Genomic DNA, 17996 nt, shown 5'->3' with positions numbered 1-17996 from the left:
CACCTGCGTGCTACGTGCCGCCCGTCACTCGAAGAAGCTCTTCACGCGATCGAACCAGCTCTTGCTTTGCGGGCTGTGGCGCGGGCCGCCTTCCGCGAGCGATTTCTCGAACTGCTTGAGCAAATCGCGCTGCTGCTCGGTGAGCTTCACGGGCGTCTCGACCTGCACGTGCACGTACAGATCGCCGGCGATGCTGGAACGCAGCCCCTTGATGCCCTTGCCGCGCAGACGGAACGTCTTGCCCGACTGCGTGCCTTCCGCCACCGTGAACGACGCGCGGCCGGCGAGCGTCGGCACTTCGATCTCGCCGCCGAGCGCCGCCGTCGTGAACGGAATCGGCATCTGGCAGTGCAGGTCGTCGCCGTCACGCTCGAACACCGAGTGCGGCTTGATGTGGATCTCGACGTACAGATCGCCGGACGGCCCGCCGTTGATGCCCGGCTCGCCGTTGCCGGCCGAGCGGATCCGCATGCCGTCGTCGATGCCCGCCGGAATCTTCACTTCGAGCGTCTTGGTTTCCTTCACCTTGCCGGAGCCGTGGCAGTGCACGCACGGTTCCGGGATGTAGGTGCCGGTGCCGTGGCACTTCGGGCAGGTCTGCTGGATGCTGAAGAAGCCCTGCGACATCCGCACCGTGCCCTGGCCGTGACAGGTCGGGCAGGTTTCCGGCTTCGTGCCCGGCTTCGCGCCCGAGCCGTGACAGACGCCGCACGACGCCCAGCTCGGCACGCGGATCTGCGTGTCGTAGCCGTGCGCCGCCTGCTCGAGCGTGATCTCCATGCTGTAGCGCAGGTCCGCGCCACGGTACACCTGCGGACCGCCGCGGCCGCGGCCGCCGCCCGCAGCCGCCTGGCCGAAGATATCGCCGAAGATGTCGCCGAACGCGTCGGCGAAACCGCCGAAGCCTTGCGCGCCGGCCGCTCCCACGTTCGGATCGACGCCCGCGTGGCCGTACTGGTCGTACGCCGCCCGCTTCTGGCCGTCCGACAGCATCTCATAGGCTTCCTTCGCTTCCTTGAAATGCTCTTCCGCATCCTTGCTGTCCGGATTGCGGTCGGGGTGGTACTTCATCGCGAGCTTGCGATATGCCTTCTTGATTTCGTCGTCGCCTGCATTCTTCGCGACGCCCAGAACCTCGTAGTAATCCCGTTTCGCCATATCGTTTCAATGCCGCCGCGCGAAGCGCGCGCAACGGCTCCTCTCGCTTCCGGTAAAGTCTTGCGACTGGTTGAGCGCCGCGCCGGCCGGCCCGCAGAAGCCGGTCGGCGCGGCGCTCGCCATAAAACAAATGTGCCCGGAGAGCCGCGAGGCCCGCCAGGCGCAAGTATGATCCGCCAATTCGGCAGTGAAGAAACGGACCCGGGAAGGCCGCGCCGCGCACCTCGCATGGGTGCCCGGCACGACCCGACCTCGACCCGGCTTAGTCCTTCTTTACTTCCTTGAAGTCGGCGTCGACGACGTCGTCGGCCGTCTGCGCGCCGCCCTGCGCCGCGCCTTCGGCTGCCGCACCGGCAGCGCCCGCTGCGCCGGCCTGCTGCGCCTGCATGTCGGCGTACATCTTCTCGCCGAGCTTCTGCGATGCCGTCGCGACCGCTTCGATCTTCGCATCGATCGCCGCCTTGTCGCTCGACGCGCTCTTCAGCACGTCCTCGAGCTCCTTCAGCGCGGCTTCGATCTTCTCCTTCTCGCCCGCGTCCAGCTTGTCGCCGTACTCGGCGAGCGCCTTCTTCGTGCTGTGGACGAGCGCGTCGCCCTGGTTGCGCGAATCGGCCAGCTCACGCAGACGGTGATCTTCTTCCGCGTTCGCTTCCGCGTCCTTCACCATCTTCTCGATCTCGGCTTCGGACAGCCCCGAGTTCGCCTTGATCGTGATCTTGTTTTCCTTGCCGGTCGCCTTGTCCTTCGCGCCGACGTGCAGGATGCCGTTCGCGTCGATGTCGAAGGTCACTTCGATCTGCGGCACGCCGCGCGGTGCGGGCGGGATGCCTTCCAGGTTGAACTCGCCGAGCAGCTTGTTGCCCGCCGCCATTTCGCGTTCGCCCTGGAACACCTTGATCGTCACGGCGCCCTGGTTGTCGTCCGCCGTCGAGTACACCTGGGCGTGCTTCGTCGGGATCGTGGTGTTCTTGTTGATCATCTTCGTCATCACGCCGCCGAGCGTCTCGATGCCGAGCGACAGCGGGGTCACGTCGAGCAGCAGCACGTCCTTGCGGTCGCCCGACAGCACTTGGCCCTGGATCGCCGCGCCCACCGCGACGGCTTCGTCCGGGTTCACGTCGCGGCGCGGGTCCTTGCCGAAGAATTCCTTCACCTTCTCCAAGACCTTCGGCATGCGGGTCTGGCCGCCCACCAGGATCACGTCGTCGATGTCCGATACCTTGACGCCCGCGTCCTTGATCGCGATGCGGCACGGCTCGATCGTACGCTCGACCAGCTCCTCGACCAGCGCTTCGAGCTTCGCACGCGTGATCTTCAGGTTCAAGTGCTTCGGACCCGACGCGTCCGCCGTGATGTATGGCAGGTTGATTTCGGTCTGCTGGCCCGACGACAGCTCGATCTTCGCCTTTTCGGCGGCTTCCTTCAGGCGCTGCAGCGCGAGCACGTCCTTCGACAGGTCGACGCCCTGCTCCTTCTTGAACTCGCCGATGATGTAATCGATGATGCGCTGGTCGAAGTCTTCGCCGCCGAGGAACGTGTCGCCGTTCGTCGACAGGACTTCGAACTGCATTTCGCCGTCGACATCCGCGATCTCGATGATCGACACGTCGAACGTGCCGCCGCCCAGGTCGTACACCGCGATCTTGCGGTCGCCCTTCTCGGCCTTGTCGAGGCCGAACGCGAGCGCGGCAGCCGTCGGCTCGTTGATGATCCGCTTGACTTCGAGGCCCGCGATGCGGCCCGCGTCCTTGGTTGCCTGACGCTGGCTGTCGTTGAAGTACGCCGGCACCGTGATCACGGCTTCCGTGACCGGCTCGCCGAGGTAATCCTCAGCGGTTTTCTTCATCTTGCGCAGCACTTCGGCCGAAACCTGCGGCGGCGCGAGCTTCTGGCCATGCGCTTCGACCCACGCGTCGCCGTTGTCGGCCTTGGTGATCTTGTAGGGCATCAGGCCGATGTCCTTCTGAACTTCCTTCTCTTCGAAGCGGCGGCCGATCAAGCGCTTCACCGCGAAGAGCGTGTTCTTCGGGTTCGTCACCGATTGACGCTTGGCCGGCGCGCCGACGAGGACCTCGTTGTCGTCCATGTAGGCGATGATCGACGGCGTCGTGCGCGCGCCTTCCGAGTTCTCGATGACCTTGACCTGATTGCCTTCCATCACGGCGACGCACGAGTTCGTGGTGCCGAGGTCAATACCGATGATCTTTCCCATTTTTCCTAATCTCCAGAAATCCCTGTTCGCTGCGGCGTTGGCGGGTTGCTGCCCGCTGCGCCGCGCCAAATTCGACTCTGCACTCGAAATAAGTGCGGCCGCGTCGTTTTCAAGACCCCGAAGGCGATGCGGCCATTAAATTTTTTCAATCGGCGGGACGGTCCGCTTTGCCTGCGACGGCGGCCTCCGCCTTCGCGCGCGCCGCGGCGACGGCCGCCTCGAACTGCGCGAGCCCGCGCCAGCCGGTCGCCCGGCCGAGCCGCTTGCCGCGCAGGAAGAAGAACCAGGTCGGCACGCCGTGCAGCGCGAAGCGCCGCGCAAGCTCGCGATGTTCGTAGACGTTGCTGTGAAACCATTCGAGGCCGAGCGCGCGGATCGCGTCCGGGTTCGCGAGCATCGCCTTCTTCGCGATTTCGCAGTTGAGGCAGTCGACGCCGCGAAGCAGGTCCCCTTGGGGCGCGCCCCAGAAGAAGACGACGGCGAGCGCGTCGCCCGCGCTCGCGAGTCCGGCGTCGAAGCTCTCGGCGTCCAGTTCCTGCATGTCGAACGCCGCGAACGCAGTCGCATCGACGTCCGTAACCGCCATCGCCGCCCCTTACTTCGGTTGCGCGACTGTCACGAGCGCCGGACGCAGCACGCGGTCGGCGATCGTGTAACCCTTCTGCAGCACGGCGACGACCGTGTTCGGCTCCTGGTCGGCCGGCACCATCGAGATCGCCTGGTGCAAATGCGGATCGAATTTCTCGCCGACCGGATTGAGCGCCGCGACACGGCCCTTCTCGAGCGCGCTCTGCAGTTGGCGCAGCGTCAGCTCGACGCCTTCGCGGACCTTCGCGAGATCGCCGGACGTGTCGCCCACCGCCGCCTCGAGGCTGTCGAGCACGGGCAGCAGGTTTTCGGCGAAATTCTCGATCGCGAATTTGTGCGCCTTCGTGACGTCGTCCTGCGCACGGCGGCGCACGTTTTCGGTTTCCGCCTTCGCGCGCAGGAAGCTCTCCTGCAGCTCGGCGAGCTTGGCTTGAGCCTCGGCGAGCGCGGCTTCTGCAGCCGGCGCCGCGTTTTCCGCGGCCTGCGCCTCGCGACCGGTTTCTTCAGTCGTTTGGTCAGTCGGGTTCTCTTGCGTGTTTTCCATATCGCTAGAAAGTCGGTTTAGAGGTTAAAGCCAAAACGGCAGCCGGCTTCGCGCCTTTTTCACGCAAACGGCCGACGCCGCACAATATCGGTGCAAATGGGGCCCCAGGCAACGATTTCAAGTGGGTTTTCCGCAAGAATCGCGCCCCCGCCGGAGGCATCGCGCCGCGCCGCAGTGCGCCGCGGCCGCCGCCCCGGATTCAGTCCGAAACGGCCTGTAACAACCCTTACCGGCCGGTCGCTGGATCGCGCCAGTGCGCTGCACTACACTTCCCAAAGGCGCGTCGAGGACCATGTATACCCTGACCCGACAACGCCCGACACCGGACCAGAGGCCCTTTCACCCATCTTCTCGAGGGGGAGTACCGTGAAACTGACCTTCGCTATTTCGGCAGTCGCGCTGGTACTCATCGCCGGCACGACGACCATCTGCCTATCGGGCGCCGTCACCGAACGCACGACGGAATACGGCAGCGCGCGCGCGACGTTCGATCAGCTATTCAGCTCCCATTCGAAAATCTGTCGATGACCCGGCGGTCCCGCTTCGTCGGCCGCCCTTGCAGCTCGGCCGCCGGCTCGCGGAAACGCCGGCGCCGGTCGAGTTCCGCGAGCCGCTTCTCCCGCCCCGCTTCCGTCTCCGCATAGAGCGTCTGCGCGACGCTCGCCGGTCCGCGCACGTCGCATACGCCGACCACGTCGACCTGCCAGACGACGCTCTCGATCGTCACGTCGACCCGATCGCCGACGCGCACTTCCTTCGCCGGCTTGACGATCGCGCCGCCGATCTTCACGCGCCCTTTTTCGACCGCGTCGGCCGCGAGCGAACGGGTCTTGAAGAAGCGCGCGGCCCAGAGCCACTTGTCGATGCGCAGCCGCGCACCGGGTTCAGTCGATATCTTGTAGTTCATCGCAGTCAGCTCACGACCTCCAGCGCCGCCGCGACGCGCACCGGCCAGCCTTGCAGGTTTTCGGCGGCGATCTCGCCGAGCGCCGCGATCCAAGCGGGCGACGCGTTCAGGCACGGAATCCGGTGAAATTCCTTGCCGCCGCCGTGCAGGAACTCGTCGCGCACCTCGATCCCAATCTCCTCGACCGTCTCGAGGCAGTCGGCGGTGAAGCCCGGGCAGAACACGTCCGCGCGGCGCACGCCCGCCGTGCCCAGTTCCTTGAGCGTCGGCGCCGTATAAGGCTGCAGCCATTCGGCCTTGCCGAAGCGCGACTGGAACGTGACACGGCACTCGAACGTCGTCAGGCCGAGCGCGGACATCAGCAACGCGGCCGTCTGCTGGCATTGCTCGTGGTATGGATCGCCGAGATCGAGCGTGCGCTTCGGCACGCCGTGAAAGCTCAGCACGAGCTTGTCGCCCGAATCGAATGCCGGCCTGCCGTGCGCCGCCCAATACTGGCGGACCTGCTCGGCAAGCGCGTGGATGTAAGCGGGGTGGTCCGCGTAGTGACGCACCGTACGCACCTCCGGCTGGTTGCGCATCCGGCCGAGCGCGGCGAACGCGGCGTCGAACGCAGTGGCTGTCGTCGACGCCGAATATTGCGGATACATCGGCAGCAACAGCACCCGCTCGGCGCCCGCGCGCTTCAACTGCGAGAGCACGTCGGCGATGCTCGGCGTCCCGTAGCGCATCGCGAAATCGACGATCACCCGGTAGCCGTTCGCCGCGAAGAGCGGCCGCAAGCACTCGGCCTGGCGCTCCGTATGGACGCGCAGCGGCGAGCCCTCGGACATCCAGACGGCCGCGTACTTCTTCGCGGACGCGCGGCCGCGCAGCGGCAGGATCATCGTGCGCAGGATCACCTGCCAGACGACCTGCGGGATCTCGACGACGCGCGGGTCGGACAGGAACTGCGCAAGATAGCGGCGCACCGCGCGCGGCGTCGGCTCGTCGGGCGTGCCCAGGTTGACGAGCAGCACGGCGACGCGGTGAGCGGCCGACGCATGCGACGGCGGTTCGAGGTCAAAACGCATGGAAAGATCGTGCCGGAGCACCGAATCGAACGACACTCATTATAGCGGGGCGGCCCGGGCCCGCCAGTCGGCCGTCCGGCCGATTGCGCGGCGAGCGGCGGGGCAGCACGATGCGGTGACGGACTCGATCGAGGGAAAACGGCGCAGGACGCCGCAAAAGTGTGATGAAACGGCGATGAAGCGCGTGCGGAACCGGTTACTGCTGGCTGAGCGTCAGCGACAGGAGGCGCGCGGTGATGTCGACGATCGGAATCACGCGGTTGTAGGCCATCCGCGTCGGCCCGATCACGCCGAGCGTGCCGACGATCTTGCCGTTGACCTCGTACGGGGCCGTCACGACGCTCATTTCGTCGATCGGCACGAGCGTCGATTCGCCGCCGATGAAGATCTGCACGCCCTGCGCGTGGCTCGACACGTCGAGCAGTTGCAGGAGACTCGTCTTCTGGTCGAACACGTCGAACAGCTTGCGCAGCCGCGCCATGTCGGACGAAAGATCCGCCACTTCGAGCAGGTTGCGCTCGCCGGAGATCAGCACGGTGTCCTCGTCGTCGGCCTCCTCGGTGCTCGCCGTGACGGCCGCGTGCATCAGCGCCGTCATGTCGCCGCGCAGCTCGTCGATCTCCTCGCGCAGCCGGCGGCGCACCTCGTCGAACGACAGGCCGGCGAAGTGCGCGTTGATGTAGTTCGACGCCTCGGTGAGCTGCGCGGGCGTGTAGTCGCGCTGCGTCGCGATCATGCGGTTCTGCACATCGCCTTCGGGCGTCACGATGATGAGGAGGATCCGCTTGTCCGACAGGCGCAGGAACTCGATCTGCTTGAACACGTGGCTGCGGCGCGGCGTCAGCACGACGCCCGCGAACTGCGACAGGTTCGACAGCACGCTCGCCGCGGCCGCGACGACCTTCTGCTGCGGGTCGCCCGCCTGCAGCGTGGTCTGCACGAGCCGCGTGACGGCGGCGGCGTCGATCGGCGACTCGACCGTCAGCATCGTGTCGACGAAGAGGCGGTAGCCGCGCGGCGTCGGCACGCGCCCCGCCGACGTGTGCGGGCTCGACACGAGGCCGAGCTCCTCCAGGTCGGACATCACGTTGCGGATCGTCGCCGGGCTCAGCTCGAGCCCCGAATAACGAGACAACGTGCGCGATCCGACCGGCTGACCGTCGGCGATATACCGCTCGATCAGCGTCTTGAGGAGGGTTCGTGCGCGTGGATCTAACATGACGGAAAATTTTAGCGCAACCGGGCGGCGCCCGCGAGCGTCCCGCGCGCATCGTCCGTTCCCCACCCGTTTTGCCGCCCCCGGGCCGGCGGGCGGTTCTTTTCGTCATCGAGCTATGGTGTAATGCCGGCATGAAAATCGGCCACCAATTCCATACCGTCGCGCTCGTCGGGCGCAGCAACACGCCTGGCATCGCCGAGCCGCTGACGTCGCTCGCCGCGTGCATCGCGAAGCGCGGCTTCGAAGTCGTGTTCGAGGCCGACACCGCGCAGGCGATCGGCAGCACGGGCTACCCGGCGCTCACGCCCGCCGAGATCGGCGCGCGCGCCGATCTCGCGGTCGTGCTGGGCGGCGACGGTACGATGCTCGGCATCGGCCGCCAGCTCGCGCCGTACAAGACGCCGCTCATCGGCATCAACCACGGCCGGCTCGGCTTCATCACCGACATCCCGGCGTCCGACATGCAGGACGTCGTGCCGATGATGCTCGCGGGCAGCTTCGAGCGTGAGGAGCGCACGCTGCTCGAGTCCCGCATCGTGCGCGACGGCGAGCCGATCTACCACGCGCTCGCGTTCAACGACGTCGTCGTGAACCGCAGCGGCTTTTCCGGGATGGCCGAGCTGCGCGTATCGGTCGATGGCCGCTTCATGTACAACCAGCGCTCGGACGGCCTCATCGTCGCGACGCCGACGGGCTCGACCGCGTACGCACTGTCGTCGTCGGGGCCGATCCTGCATCCGCAGCTACAGGGATTCGTGCTCGTGCCGATCGCGCCACACGCGCTGTCGAACCGGCCGATCGTGCTGCCGGACGATTCGAAGATCGCGATCCAGATCATCGGCGGGCGTGACGTGAACGTGAACTTCGACATGCAGTCGTTCACGGCGCTCGAGCTGAACGACACGATCGAGGTGCGCCGCTCGAAGCACACGGTGCCGTTCCTGCACCCGGTCGGCTACAGCTACTACGCGACGCTGCGCAAGAAGCTCCACTGGAACGAACACCCGTCGAGCGAAGAAGACGACGACGCATAAGTCCTGACGCCACCTTCCGACCGCCACTCATGCTCCGCCACCTCTCGATCCGCGACTTCGTCATCGTCGCCGCGCTCGACCTCGAATTCGACAGCGGCTTCTCCGTCTTCTCGGGCGAAACGGGCGCCGGCAAATCGATCCTGATCGATGCGCTCGCACTCGCGCTCGGCGAACGCGCAGACGCGAGCGTCGTGCGCACCGGCTGCGCGCGCGCCGACATCAGCGCCGAATTCACGCCGCACGACCGCGTCGCACGCTGGCTCGACGAGCATGCGTTCGACGCCGACGATACGGTGATGCTGCGGCGCGTCGTCGACGCGAACGGCCGCTCGCGCGCCTTCATCAACGGCACGAGCGCGACGCTCGCGCAACTGCGCGAAGTGGGCGAGATGCTCGTCGACATCCACGGCCAGCATGCGCACCAGCTGCTGATGCGCACGGACGCGCAGCGCGAGCTGTTCGACGCGCACGCGGGGCTCGTCGCCGACGCGGCCGCCGTCGCGCGCGGCTTTCGCGCGTGGCGCGACGCGACGCACGCGATCGAGGCCGCGCAGGCGCACGAGCGCGAGCGCCAGCTCGAACGTGAAAAGCTCGCGTGGCAGCTCGCCGAGCTCGACAAGCTCGCGCCGCAGCCGGGCGAATGGGACGAAATCAGCACCGAGCACAAGCGCCTCACGCATTCGGCGAACCTGATCGACGGCGTCCAGGGCGCGCTCGATGCGATCTCCGAATCCGACGACGCGATGCTCACGCAGCTCGGCGCGATCGTGTCGAAGCTTCGCAGCCTCGCCGAGTACGATCCGGCGCTGAACGACGCGCTCGCGTCGCTCGAGCCGGCCGAGATCCAGCTACAGGAGGCGTCGTACTCGCTGTCGCACTATGCGCAGCGGCTCGATCTCGATCCGGACCGCCTCGCACAAGTCGAATCGCGGCTCGACGCGCTGCACTCGACCGCGCGCAAGTTCCGGCTGCCGCCCGAGACGCTGCACGACGAGCACGAGGCGCGCCGCGCGCAGCTCGCCGAGCTCGACGCCGCCGCCGACCTGACCGCGCTGCAGGCGATCGCCGACAAGGCGAAGGAAGCGTATCTCAGCGACGCGAAGAAGCTGTCGAAGGCGCGCGCGCAGGCGGCGAAGGCACTCGGCGCGGCGGTGACGACGGGCATGCAGGAATTGTCGATGGCGGGCGGGAGCTTCGAAGTCGCGCTCGTGCCGCTCGCCGACGGCAGCGCGCACGGTCTCGAGCAGGTCGAATTCCGCGTCGCGGGCCATGCTGGCGTGCCGCTGCGTCCGCTCGCGAAGGTCGCGTCCGGCGGCGAGCTCGCGCGGATCAGCCTCGCGCTCGCGGTAATCGCGAGCGCGGCGAGCCCGACGCCGACGCTCATCTTCGACGAAGTCGACACGGGCATCGGCGGCGGCGTCGCCGAGGTGGTCGGGCGGCTGCTTCACCAGCTCGGGCAGATGCGGCAGGTGCTATGCGTCACGCACCTGCCGCAGGTCGCCGCGCGCGGCGATCACCATTTCCAGGTCGCGAAGGGGCAGGACGGCGACGGCGGCGCCGTATCGACGGTCGTGCCGCTCGACAAGGCGAGCCGGATCGAGGAAGTCGCGCGGATGCTCGGCGGCCTCGAAATCACCGCGACGACACGCAAGCACGCGAAGGAGATGCTGACCGCATGACGCGGCGCACGCGCGCGCCGGGTGCGGCGTTCCGCACGTCGCGGCGGCGGTCTGTCCCCGCGACGTCTCGGACCGGCGGTCTTGCCGCATCGCCCCGGCGCTCGGCGCGCCCGGTCGGATCGCGCGGCAGCCGACACACGGCGGCCCGGCAGGGCCGTCGCCCGATGTCGCGAGCGTCCGGTCGGCGGCCGACGACGGCGCGCCCGATCAAAGGTCGACGCCGTGTTCGGAAAAGGACGAGGCCAGATGAAAACGCGAAACAACCCGGTTTTCGGCTGTCGCTTTCCTCGACCCGCGCGACCGCCAAGCCAATGGGGATGATCCGAAGGGCCGCGTTTTTCGACTCGAGCGTTCGGATGCGTTCGCCCACTCCCGGACGGTGGCGCGGCATGCCGGACGCAGCCGGCGTGCTCCGCGCCCTTCCCGCTACGCGCCGAACACCCGATTCCACAGCGCGACCACCGCATCCCGCTCGGCCGCGACCCGCTCCGGCTCGACGCGCGCCTTCTCCATGCCGTCGAGCCGCAGCCGGTGCTGCAGCTTGCGGTAGGTCCGGTAAGCCGCGCCGACCGTCTCCGCCTCGTCTTCGCTCATCAGCCCGAAGCGCGACACCTCGCGCAGCAGCGCGATATTGCCGGTGTTGCGGATCATCTCGGGATGGCGCGCTGCGTGCAGCAGCACCCAGTACTGGACGACGAACTCGATGTCGACCATTCCGCCGCGGTCGTGCTTCAGGTCGAACAGCTCGCTCGTGTTCGGATGCCCGGCGAACACCTTGTCGCGCATCCCGGCGATCTCCTTCGCGAGCACCGCCGCGTCGCGCGGCGTCGTCAGCACCTGCACGCGGATCGCCTCGAACGCCGCGCCGATCTGCGCGTCGCCCGCGCTGTAGCGCGCGCGCGTGAGCGCCTGGTGCTCCCACACCCACGCGGTGTTCGCAGCGTCGCCCTCGCGCAGCTGGTAGCGCCGGAACGCGTCGAGGTCGGTGACGAGGAGGCCCGCCTCGCCGTTCGGCCGCAGCCGCAGGTCGATGTCGAATAGCGTGCCCGCGCCCGTCGCGGTCGTGAGCCATGTGATCAGGCGCCGCGTGAACGTCGTGTAGACGTCGGCCGCGCGCTCGTCCGGATCGTCGTACAGGAAGATCAGATCGAGATCGGACGCGTAGCCGAGCTCCTTGCCGCCCAGCTTGCCGTACGCGATCACCGCGAAACGCGGCGTGTCGCGGTGGCGCTTCGCGAGCTGCGACCAGACGACGTCGATCGTCACGTCGAGCATCGCGTCGGCGAGCTCCGACAGGCGGTCGCTCACGTGCTCGACCGACAGCTTGCCGGCCAGATCGAGCAGCAGGATCCGGAACACTTCCGCGTGGTGCGCGTGGCGCAGCAGGTCCATCTGATGCTCGGCGCCGTCGGCGGCCGCGAGTCGCGTGCGCAGCGCATCCTTGAACGCCGGCCAGTCGAACGGGCTCTCGATCGCCTCGTCGTCGAGCAATTCATCGAGCAATTGCGGATGCCGGATCAGGTAGCCGCCGCCCCAGCGCGTCGCGCCGAGCACCGACAGCACGCGCCGCAGCGCCGCCGGATATTCGGTCAGGAGCGCGAGGTACGCGCCGCGCCGGCCAACCGTCTCGAGCAGGTCGAAGCAGCGCACGACGGTCTCGTCGCGATGCGCGGCGTCGATCCGCGGCGCCGCCTCGAGCGCGCGCTGCGCGACGCGGTCGAACCGCACGCGGCTCGATTCCGGCAGCCCCGTGTAGCGCGACGAGCGCCATACCGCCTGCAGCCGCGCGAGCACCGCCGCCGGATCGGCGAAACCAAGCTCGGCGAGGCGTGCGGCGAGCGCGTCGTCGGCGCCGTCGTCGGCGAGCGCGCCGCTCCAGATGCAGCCCGCCGCGCCTTCGTCCGCGCGGCGCTTGCCGCCGCTCGCCTTGTCGGCGAACACCTGGTCGAACTGCGCCTCGACGAACGCGCGGTGCCGGTCGAGCTCCGTCATCAGCGCCGCATAGCCGGTGAACCCGAGCGACGCGGCGAGCGCCGCGCGCTCGGCCGGATCGACCGGCATCGCGTGCGTCTGCGCGTCGTTCCGGTATTGCAGCCGGTGCTCGAGCGTGCGCAGGAACAGATAGGCGTCGGCGAGGCCCGCGCGCACCTCTTCGGCGATCAGCCCGCTCGCGCTCGCGTGGCGCAGCACCGCGAGCGTCGGCCGCACCCGGAAGCCCGCGTCCTGGCCGCCGCGAATCAATTGAAACACCTGCGCGCTGAACTCGATCTCGCGAATCCCGCCGCGGCCGAGCTTGATGTCGTCGGCCTTGTCGGGCCGCATCGTCGCACGCCGCCGCGCCTCCTGGCTGATCTGCTCGTGCAGCGACCGGATCGCGCCGATCACGCCGAAATCGAGATAGCGCCGGTAGACGAACGGCTTGACGATCGCGTCGAGCTGCTGCGAAAGGCGCCGCGCGGCGTCGCTCGCGCGCTCGGTCACGAGCCGGCCCTTGATCCACGCGTAGCGCTCCCACTCGCGCCCCTGCACGTAGAAATATTCCTCGAGCATCCCGAGGCTGCAGACGAGCGGGCCCGAATCGCCGTTCGGGCGCAGCCGCATGTCGACGCGAAACACGTAGCCATCGGCCGTCGCCTCGGACAGCACGCCGATCAGGCGCCGCCCGAGCCGCGTGAAGAACTCGTGCGCGGAGATCGGCGTGCGGACGCCGCCCGCCGTCTCGCCGTCGTCCTCGTAGACGAAGATCAGGTCGATGTCGGACGACACGTTCAGCTCGCGGCCGCCCAGCTTGCCCATCCCGACGACGCCGAGCGCGAGCCGCTCGCCCGACGGGCCGCGCGGCTCGCCGTACAGCGCTTCGAGTTCCGCCGACAGCAGCGCGACCGCGCGCTGGATCGCGACCTCCGCGAGGTCGCTCATCGCGCCGGTGACTTCGGCGACGTCGGCGCGCCCCGACAGGTCGCGCTCGGCGACCGCGCCGAACGCCTCGATGCGCAGTTGCCGCAGCGCCTTCTTCAGCGTGTCCTCGGACGGCGGCTGGCCGCCTTCGGCGAGCAGCGCGTCGAGGCGCGCGTCGAGCGCCGCGCGCGCGACGGGCGCGGCCGCCCACGCGGCGATGCGCGCGGCGAGCGCCGGCCGCGCCGCGGCCGCGCGGGCGAGATAGTGCGAATAGGAAAGAGACAGCAGATCGGAGGCGTCGGTCATCGTCAAACGCGCGTCGCGCGGTGAAAGGCCGCGGGCCGCCGCGCGCGGGCGGCGCACGGAGCAGGCACGCGGCCGGCCGGACAGCCCGCACGAACGGCGTCGCGAAAGCCGTCTGCGGGAACCCGTGTGATACATTTGAACGTCAGTCCGCAAAACTACCATATCGCCGCCCCTTCGCCGCATGTCCGACCGTCAGGATTCCGCCGCAACGACCGAAGCCGGACCTCCGCAGCACGATCACCCGGTCTTGCGTCGCGTGTTCAAGGGCGTGCTGGCGATCGCGCTCGCCGCCTACTTCATCGCGGCCGCCCTCTTCCTCGGGCTGCGCTACCTGCTGCTGCCGCGCATCGACGAGTACCGTCCGCGGATCGAAACCTTCGTCTCGCAAAAGCTCCACGCCGAATTGCGGATCGGCCGGCTCGCGCCGCACTGGTCGGGGATGCAGCCGGGCGTCGACATCAGCGACCTGACGATCCGCGGCCGCGACGGCCGCGTCGCGCTGTCGGTCCCGCACGCGACGGCCGCGCTGTCGTGGCGCTCGCTCGCGCGCTTCGCGCCGACGCTGTCGAGCCTCGTCGTCGACAATCCCGACCTGCTGACCGAGCGCCGCGCGGACGGCTCCCTTTTCGTCGCGGGCGTCGCCGTGCCGACGACGAAGACGGGCGCCGACGACACGTTCAGCGCGTGGCTGCTGAAGCAGGAGGCGATCGTGCTGCGAGGCGGCACGCTGCGCTGGCGCGACGCGCAGCACGACGCGCCCGAGCTCGCGTTGAAGGGCATCCGCATCGCGGTGCTGAACGACGGCATCGTCCACCGGATCGCGCTGCAGGCGCCCGCGAACGGCACGCTGTTCCATGGCCCGCTCGACTTCCGCGCGCGCTTCGTCCACAAGGCGCTCGCGCCGATCGGCAAGCCGTCGAACTGGACGGGCGACGCGTACCTGTCGACGGGCCCCGTCGACCTGCCGACGCTCGCGCGCTATGCGAACATCCGTCTGACCGCGTACGCGGGCCGGATCGACAACGCGATCTGGGCGCATTTCGCCGACGGCCATCTGTACGGCGCGGGCGGCGAGCTGCGCGGCTACGACGTCGCCCTGCGCGTGCGCCCGACGCAGCCGCGGCTCGACATCCCGGTCGCGCGCTTCGGCTGGGACGTCGCGATCGACCCGAAGCGCGACTACACACTGCACCTGTCGCGGCTGCACGCGGAGCTCGGCCAGCCGCCGCTGCCCGACGGCACGCCGGTCTCCCGCGCGCTCGCGCTGCACACGCTGACGGCGCGCTACCGCGTGCCGAGCGTCGACGAAGGCCAGTTGCTGAGCGTGTCCGGCGACCGAGTCGATCTCGGGATCCTCGCCGAATTCATCCGCGGGCTGCCGCTTCCGGCGCGACTGCGCAACGAGCTCGTGCGCTTCGATCCGCGCGGGCTCGTCGCGAACTACGCGATCGAGGTCGAGCGCGCGAAGCCGGCGAGCGCCGAATTCGTCGACGAAGAACGCCAGAGCGGCACCGCGCCGATCATCCGCTACCGGTTCCAGGGCGACCTGCGGGGGATCAGCTTCGAGGCGCAGGAGCCGCCGCCCGGGCTGTCGCCGCACGGCCACCCGCGCGCGGGGATTCCGGGCGTCGAGAACCTGTGGGGCCACGTCGACGCGGACGAGAAAGGCGGCGCGGCGAGCTTCGACACAGTCGACGCGGCCGTCACGGTGCCCGGCGTGTTCGACGAGCCGCGCCTCGCGTTCGACCGGCTGCGCGGTCGCGCGAACTGGACCATCACGCCCGCGCCGGGCGAGCGGCATGCGCGGGTCGACGTCGCAGTGCCGGAGTTCCATGTCGAGAACGCCGACGCGGCGATCGCGGTCGCGGGCAGCTACGCGAACCCCGGCCACGGCCGCGGCTCGCTCGACCTGAAGGCCGACTTCGAGCGCGCGGCCGTCGCGCGCATCACCCGCTACCTGCCGACGAGCCTGTCCGACCACCTGCGCCTGTACCTCGGCCACGCGCTGCAGGCGGGCCAGGTGAAGAAAGGCGCGACGATCGTCGCGAAGGGCCCGCTCGAGACTTTCCCGTACGAGCACGATCCGAAGGCGGGCGTGTTCCACATCGTCGCGCCGTTCTCGGGCGGCAAGTTCGAGCCGACGCCGCAGCCGCCGCGCACGCTAGCGAACGGCACGCCGAACGTGTGGCCCGCGCTCGACGGGATCGACGGCGTATTCGAGCTCGAACAGAACAAGCTGCGCTTCGACATCGACCGCGCGCACTACAAGGGCGTCGCGCTCACGAAGGTGACGGGGCGAATCGACGATCTCGGCCGCCCCACGCATTCGCCGCTCGTGATCGAAGGCCGTGCGCACGGCCCGCTCGCCGATCTGCTCGACTACGCAAACCACAGCGCGGTTGCCGGGATGACGGGCCACATCGGCAACCTCGTGCGCGCGCAAGGGCCGGCGACGCTCGCGCTCAAGCTCGACATCCCGCAGCACGTTCAGCATCCGCACGTCGGCGTCGACGGCGCGCTCGGCTTCGCCGGCAACACGCTCGAAGCCGACGGCGTGCCGCCGTTGACGCGGCTGCGCGGCAACCTGCGCTTCACCCAGCACACCGCGACGGTCGACCGGCTGACCGCGCGCTTCCTCGGCGGCGACGTGCGCGCGAGCGGCTCGCTGTCGGCGAACGGCCGCTATGCGTTCGACGTCGACGGCCGTCTGTCGGTCGACGCCGCGCGCGGGCTGAACCTGCGCGGCGCGGCGGCGGCCGCGCTCGAGCGCGTCGTCGGCGAAGCGCCGTATCAGCTCGCCGTGCGCGGTGCGAAAGGCGGCCTGCCCGACATCACCGCGAGCTCCGACCTGACGGGCGTCGCGCTCGACTTCCCCGCGCCGTTCGCAAAGCCGGCCGGCACGCCGATGCCGTTCAGCTTCGCGCTCGCGCCCGAGCCGCAGGCGGGCGCCAAGCCGCTCGAGCGCGCGGACCTGAAGCTCGGCCCACTCGCCGCGACGTACCTGCTCGACGTCGAGCGCGGCCAGCCGGTGCGCGCGGTGCGCGGCGCGATCGGGATGAACCGGATGCCCGACATGCCGCAGGAAGGCGTGAGCGCGGCCATCGACGTACCCGAGCTCGATGCGGATGCGTGGCAAGCGTTCGCGCAAGGCTTCGGCAAGTCGCCCGCCGCACGCGAAAAGCCGGCCGCCGCGCCGATCGATCTCGCGAGCTTCGCGCCGAAGCGTTTCGCGCTGCACTTCGGCACGCTGAAGCTGCTCAAGCGCAACTGGGAGAACGTGATCGTCGGCGCGTCGCACATCGACGACCTGTGGCAGGCGAACATCGCGTCCAACCAAGTGTCCGGCTATCTGTCGTGGGCGCCGGGCGGCGGCCCGACGGGCGCGGGCGTGCTGAGCGCGCGGCTCGCGAAGCTCGTGATCCCGGCAAGCGCCGAGCACGATCTCGTCGGCCGCGCGATCGATTTGCCGACGCCCACCAACCATGCGATGCCGGCAATCGACCTCGTCGTCGACCAGGTCGTCGCGCGCGGCCACGACATCGGCCGGCTCGAGGTCGACGCGCGCAACATCGACGAGAACGGCATTCCTGTCTGGCAGCTCGACAAGCTCGAGCTCGCGAATCCGGCCGCGAAGCTCACCGCGACCGCGAACTGGCGCACGTCGCGGCGCGCGCTGGCGCGCGGCGTCGACGAGGACGACGCGCCGCGCCGCACCGTGTTCGACTTCACGCTCGCGATCGACGACGCGGGCGCCCTCCTCGACCGCGTCGGCCTGCCGAGGACCGTCGAGAACGGGCGCGGCACGCTGTCGGGCAAGGTCGCGTGGCGCGGCGGTCCGACCGCGATCGACTATCCGACGCTGAACGGCCGCCTGTCGCTCGATCTCGCGCACGGCCAGATCCTGAAGGTCGATCCGGGCGCGGCGAAGCTGCTCGGCGTGCTGAGCCTGCAAGGCCTCGCGCGCTTCCTGACGCTCGACTTCCGCGACGTGATCGGCAAGGGCCTGCCGTTCGAGACGATTACGGGCACGGGCAGGATCGAGAACGGCATCGCGCATACGCAGGATTTCGAAATGAAGACGCCGCCCGCGAAAGTGACGGTAACGGGGGCGGTCGACCTCGCGCACGAGACGCAGGACCTGAACGCGCACATCGCGCCGAAGGTCAGCGCGAGCGCGGCCGCGATCGGCGCGGCGATTTTCAATCCGCTCCTCGGCCTGGGCGTGCTCGCCGCGAACCTCGCGCTGTCGCAGACGCTCGCGCACGCGTTCGCGGTGAACTACGCGATCACGGGATCGTGGGCGCATCCGCACATCGAGCGTGTCGGCAACGATCGGGGTAAGATGGGCTACGCGCCCGCGGCCACCGAGCACTGACGC

General features: G+C 69.0%; 12 protein-coding genes. 4 read left to right on the top strand and 8 right to left on the bottom strand.

Annotated elements, in window-relative coordinates; genetic code table 11:
* Positions 1-24 precede the first annotated feature (24 nt).
* The 4 genes from dnaJ to grpE all read right to left on the bottom strand — a co-directional run bounded on the left by dnaJ (position 25) and on the right by grpE (position 4502).
* The gene (gene dnaJ, locus WS69_RS11220; protein WP_059470837.1) at positions 25-1158 is read right to left on the bottom strand and encodes a molecular chaperone DnaJ; all 1134 of its coding nucleotides are present in this window, start codon (positions 1156-1158) and stop codon (positions 25-27) included.
* A gap of 262 nt (positions 1159-1420) precedes the next feature.
* Entirely contained in the window at positions 1421-3370 is a 1950-nt protein-coding gene (gene dnaK / locus WS69_RS11215; protein WP_059470836.1) for a molecular chaperone DnaK, read from the bottom strand.
* A 145-nt stretch (positions 3371-3515) separates the two neighbouring features.
* Positions 3516-3956: a thioredoxin family protein gene (locus WS69_RS11210; protein WP_059470835.1), complete on the bottom strand. Its 441-nt coding sequence runs from the start codon at positions 3954-3956 to the stop codon at positions 3516-3518.
* A 9-nt stretch (positions 3957-3965) separates the two neighbouring features.
* A complete protein-coding gene (gene grpE / locus WS69_RS11205; protein ID WP_059470834.1) occupies positions 3966-4502 on the bottom strand; it encodes a nucleotide exchange factor GrpE in 537 nt (178 codons plus the stop codon).
* A gap of 366 nt (positions 4503-4868) precedes the next feature.
* Here grpE and WS69_RS34090 point away from each other — a divergent pair, with 366 nt between their 5' ends.
* Entirely contained in the window at positions 4869-5030 is a 162-nt protein-coding gene (locus tag WS69_RS34090) for a hypothetical protein (protein ID WP_162836178.1), read from the top strand.
* Here WS69_RS34090 and WS69_RS11200 read toward each other — a convergent pair.
* The 3 genes from WS69_RS11200 to hrcA form a co-directional block, all read right to left on the bottom strand.
* Positions 5002-5409, bottom strand: a complete 408-nt coding sequence (locus WS69_RS11200; protein WP_059470833.1) for an RNA-binding S4 domain-containing protein — start codon at positions 5407-5409, stop codon at positions 5002-5004. The two genes, WS69_RS34090 and WS69_RS11200, sit on opposite strands and share 29 nt — an antisense overlap.
* 5 nt (positions 5410-5414) lie before the next feature.
* Positions 5415-6482, bottom strand: coding sequence for a ferrochelatase (hemH, locus tag WS69_RS11195; RefSeq protein ID WP_059470832.1), 1068 nt, complete (start codon positions 6480-6482; stop codon positions 5415-5417).
* 196 nt (positions 6483-6678) lie between these two features.
* Complete coding sequence (hrcA, locus tag WS69_RS11190; protein ID WP_059470831.1) at positions 6679-7701, bottom strand: heat-inducible transcriptional repressor HrcA; 1023 nt, start codon at positions 7699-7701, stop codon at positions 6679-6681.
* A 131-nt stretch (positions 7702-7832) separates the two neighbouring features.
* Between hrcA and WS69_RS11185 the strand changes: the two genes are divergently transcribed.
* Positions 7833-8735, top strand: coding sequence for an NAD kinase (locus WS69_RS11185; RefSeq protein WP_059470830.1), 903 nt, complete (start codon positions 7833-7835; stop codon positions 8733-8735).
* 29 nt (positions 8736-8764) lie between these two features.
* On the top strand, positions 8765-10414 hold the full coding sequence (recN, locus tag WS69_RS11180; protein WP_059470829.1) for a DNA repair protein RecN: 1650 nt from the start codon (positions 8765-8767) through the stop codon (positions 10412-10414).
* 426 nt (positions 10415-10840) lie between these two features.
* Here the strand turns inward: recN and glnE are convergent, their stop codons facing one another.
* The gene (gene glnE, locus WS69_RS11175; protein ID WP_059470902.1) at positions 10841-13618 is read right to left on the bottom strand and encodes a bifunctional [glutamate--ammonia ligase]-adenylyl-L-tyrosine phosphorylase/[glutamate--ammonia-ligase] adenylyltransferase; all 2778 of its coding nucleotides are present in this window, start codon (positions 13616-13618) and stop codon (positions 10841-10843) included.
* 181 nt (positions 13619-13799) lie between these two features.
* Between glnE and WS69_RS11170 the strand changes: the two genes are divergently transcribed.
* Positions 13800-17993, top strand: coding sequence for a YhdP family protein (locus tag WS69_RS11170; RefSeq protein ID WP_059470828.1), 4194 nt, complete (start codon positions 13800-13802; stop codon positions 17991-17993).
* Positions 17994-17996: the final 3 nt, after the last annotated feature.

It is taken from the genome of Burkholderia sp. BDU5, assembly GCF_001522845.1.
Classification (GTDB): Bacteria; Pseudomonadota; Gammaproteobacteria; order Burkholderiales; family Burkholderiaceae; genus Burkholderia; species Burkholderia mayonis.
Note: the sequence above shows the minus strand (reverse complement) of the source record. Positions and strands in the feature narration are given on the sequence as shown.

What these genes read in the sequence shown, in the direction of transcription:
- hemH (WP_059470832.1), bottom strand. Translation starts at nt 6,482, where the DNA reads ATGCGTTTTGACCTCGAACCGCCGTCGCATGCGTCGGCCGCTCACCGC.
- WS69_RS11210 (WP_059470835.1), bottom strand. Translation starts at nt 3,956, where the DNA reads ATGGCGGTTACGGACGTCGATGCGACTGCGTTCGCGGCGTTCGACATG.
- WS69_RS11185 (WP_059470830.1), top strand. Translation starts at nt 7,833, where the DNA reads ATGAAAATCGGCCACCAATTCCATACCGTCGCGCTCGTCGGGCGCAGC.
- dnaK (WP_059470836.1), bottom strand. Translation starts at nt 3,370, where the DNA reads ATGGGAAAGATCATCGGTATTGACCTCGGCACCACGAACTCGTGCGTC.
- recN (WP_059470829.1), top strand. Translation starts at nt 8,765, where the DNA reads ATGCTCCGCCACCTCTCGATCCGCGACTTCGTCATCGTCGCCGCGCTC.
- dnaJ (WP_059470837.1), bottom strand. Translation starts at nt 1,158, where the DNA reads ATGGCGAAACGGGATTACTACGAGGTTCTGGGCGTCGCGAAGAATGCA.
- WS69_RS11200 (WP_059470833.1), bottom strand. Translation starts at nt 5,409, where the DNA reads ATGAACTACAAGATATCGACTGAACCCGGTGCGCGGCTGCGCATCGAC.
- grpE (WP_059470834.1), bottom strand. Translation starts at nt 4,502, where the DNA reads ATGGAAAACACGCAAGAGAACCCGACTGACCAAACGACTGAAGAAACC.
- hrcA (WP_059470831.1), bottom strand. Translation starts at nt 7,701, where the DNA reads ATGTTAGATCCACGCGCACGAACCCTCCTCAAGACGCTGATCGAGCGG.
- glnE (WP_059470902.1), bottom strand. Translation starts at nt 13,618, where the DNA reads ATGACCGACGCCTCCGATCTGCTGTCTCTTTCCTATTCGCACTATCTC.
- WS69_RS11170 (WP_059470828.1), top strand. Translation starts at nt 13,800, where the DNA reads ATGTCCGACCGTCAGGATTCCGCCGCAACGACCGAAGCCGGACCTCCG.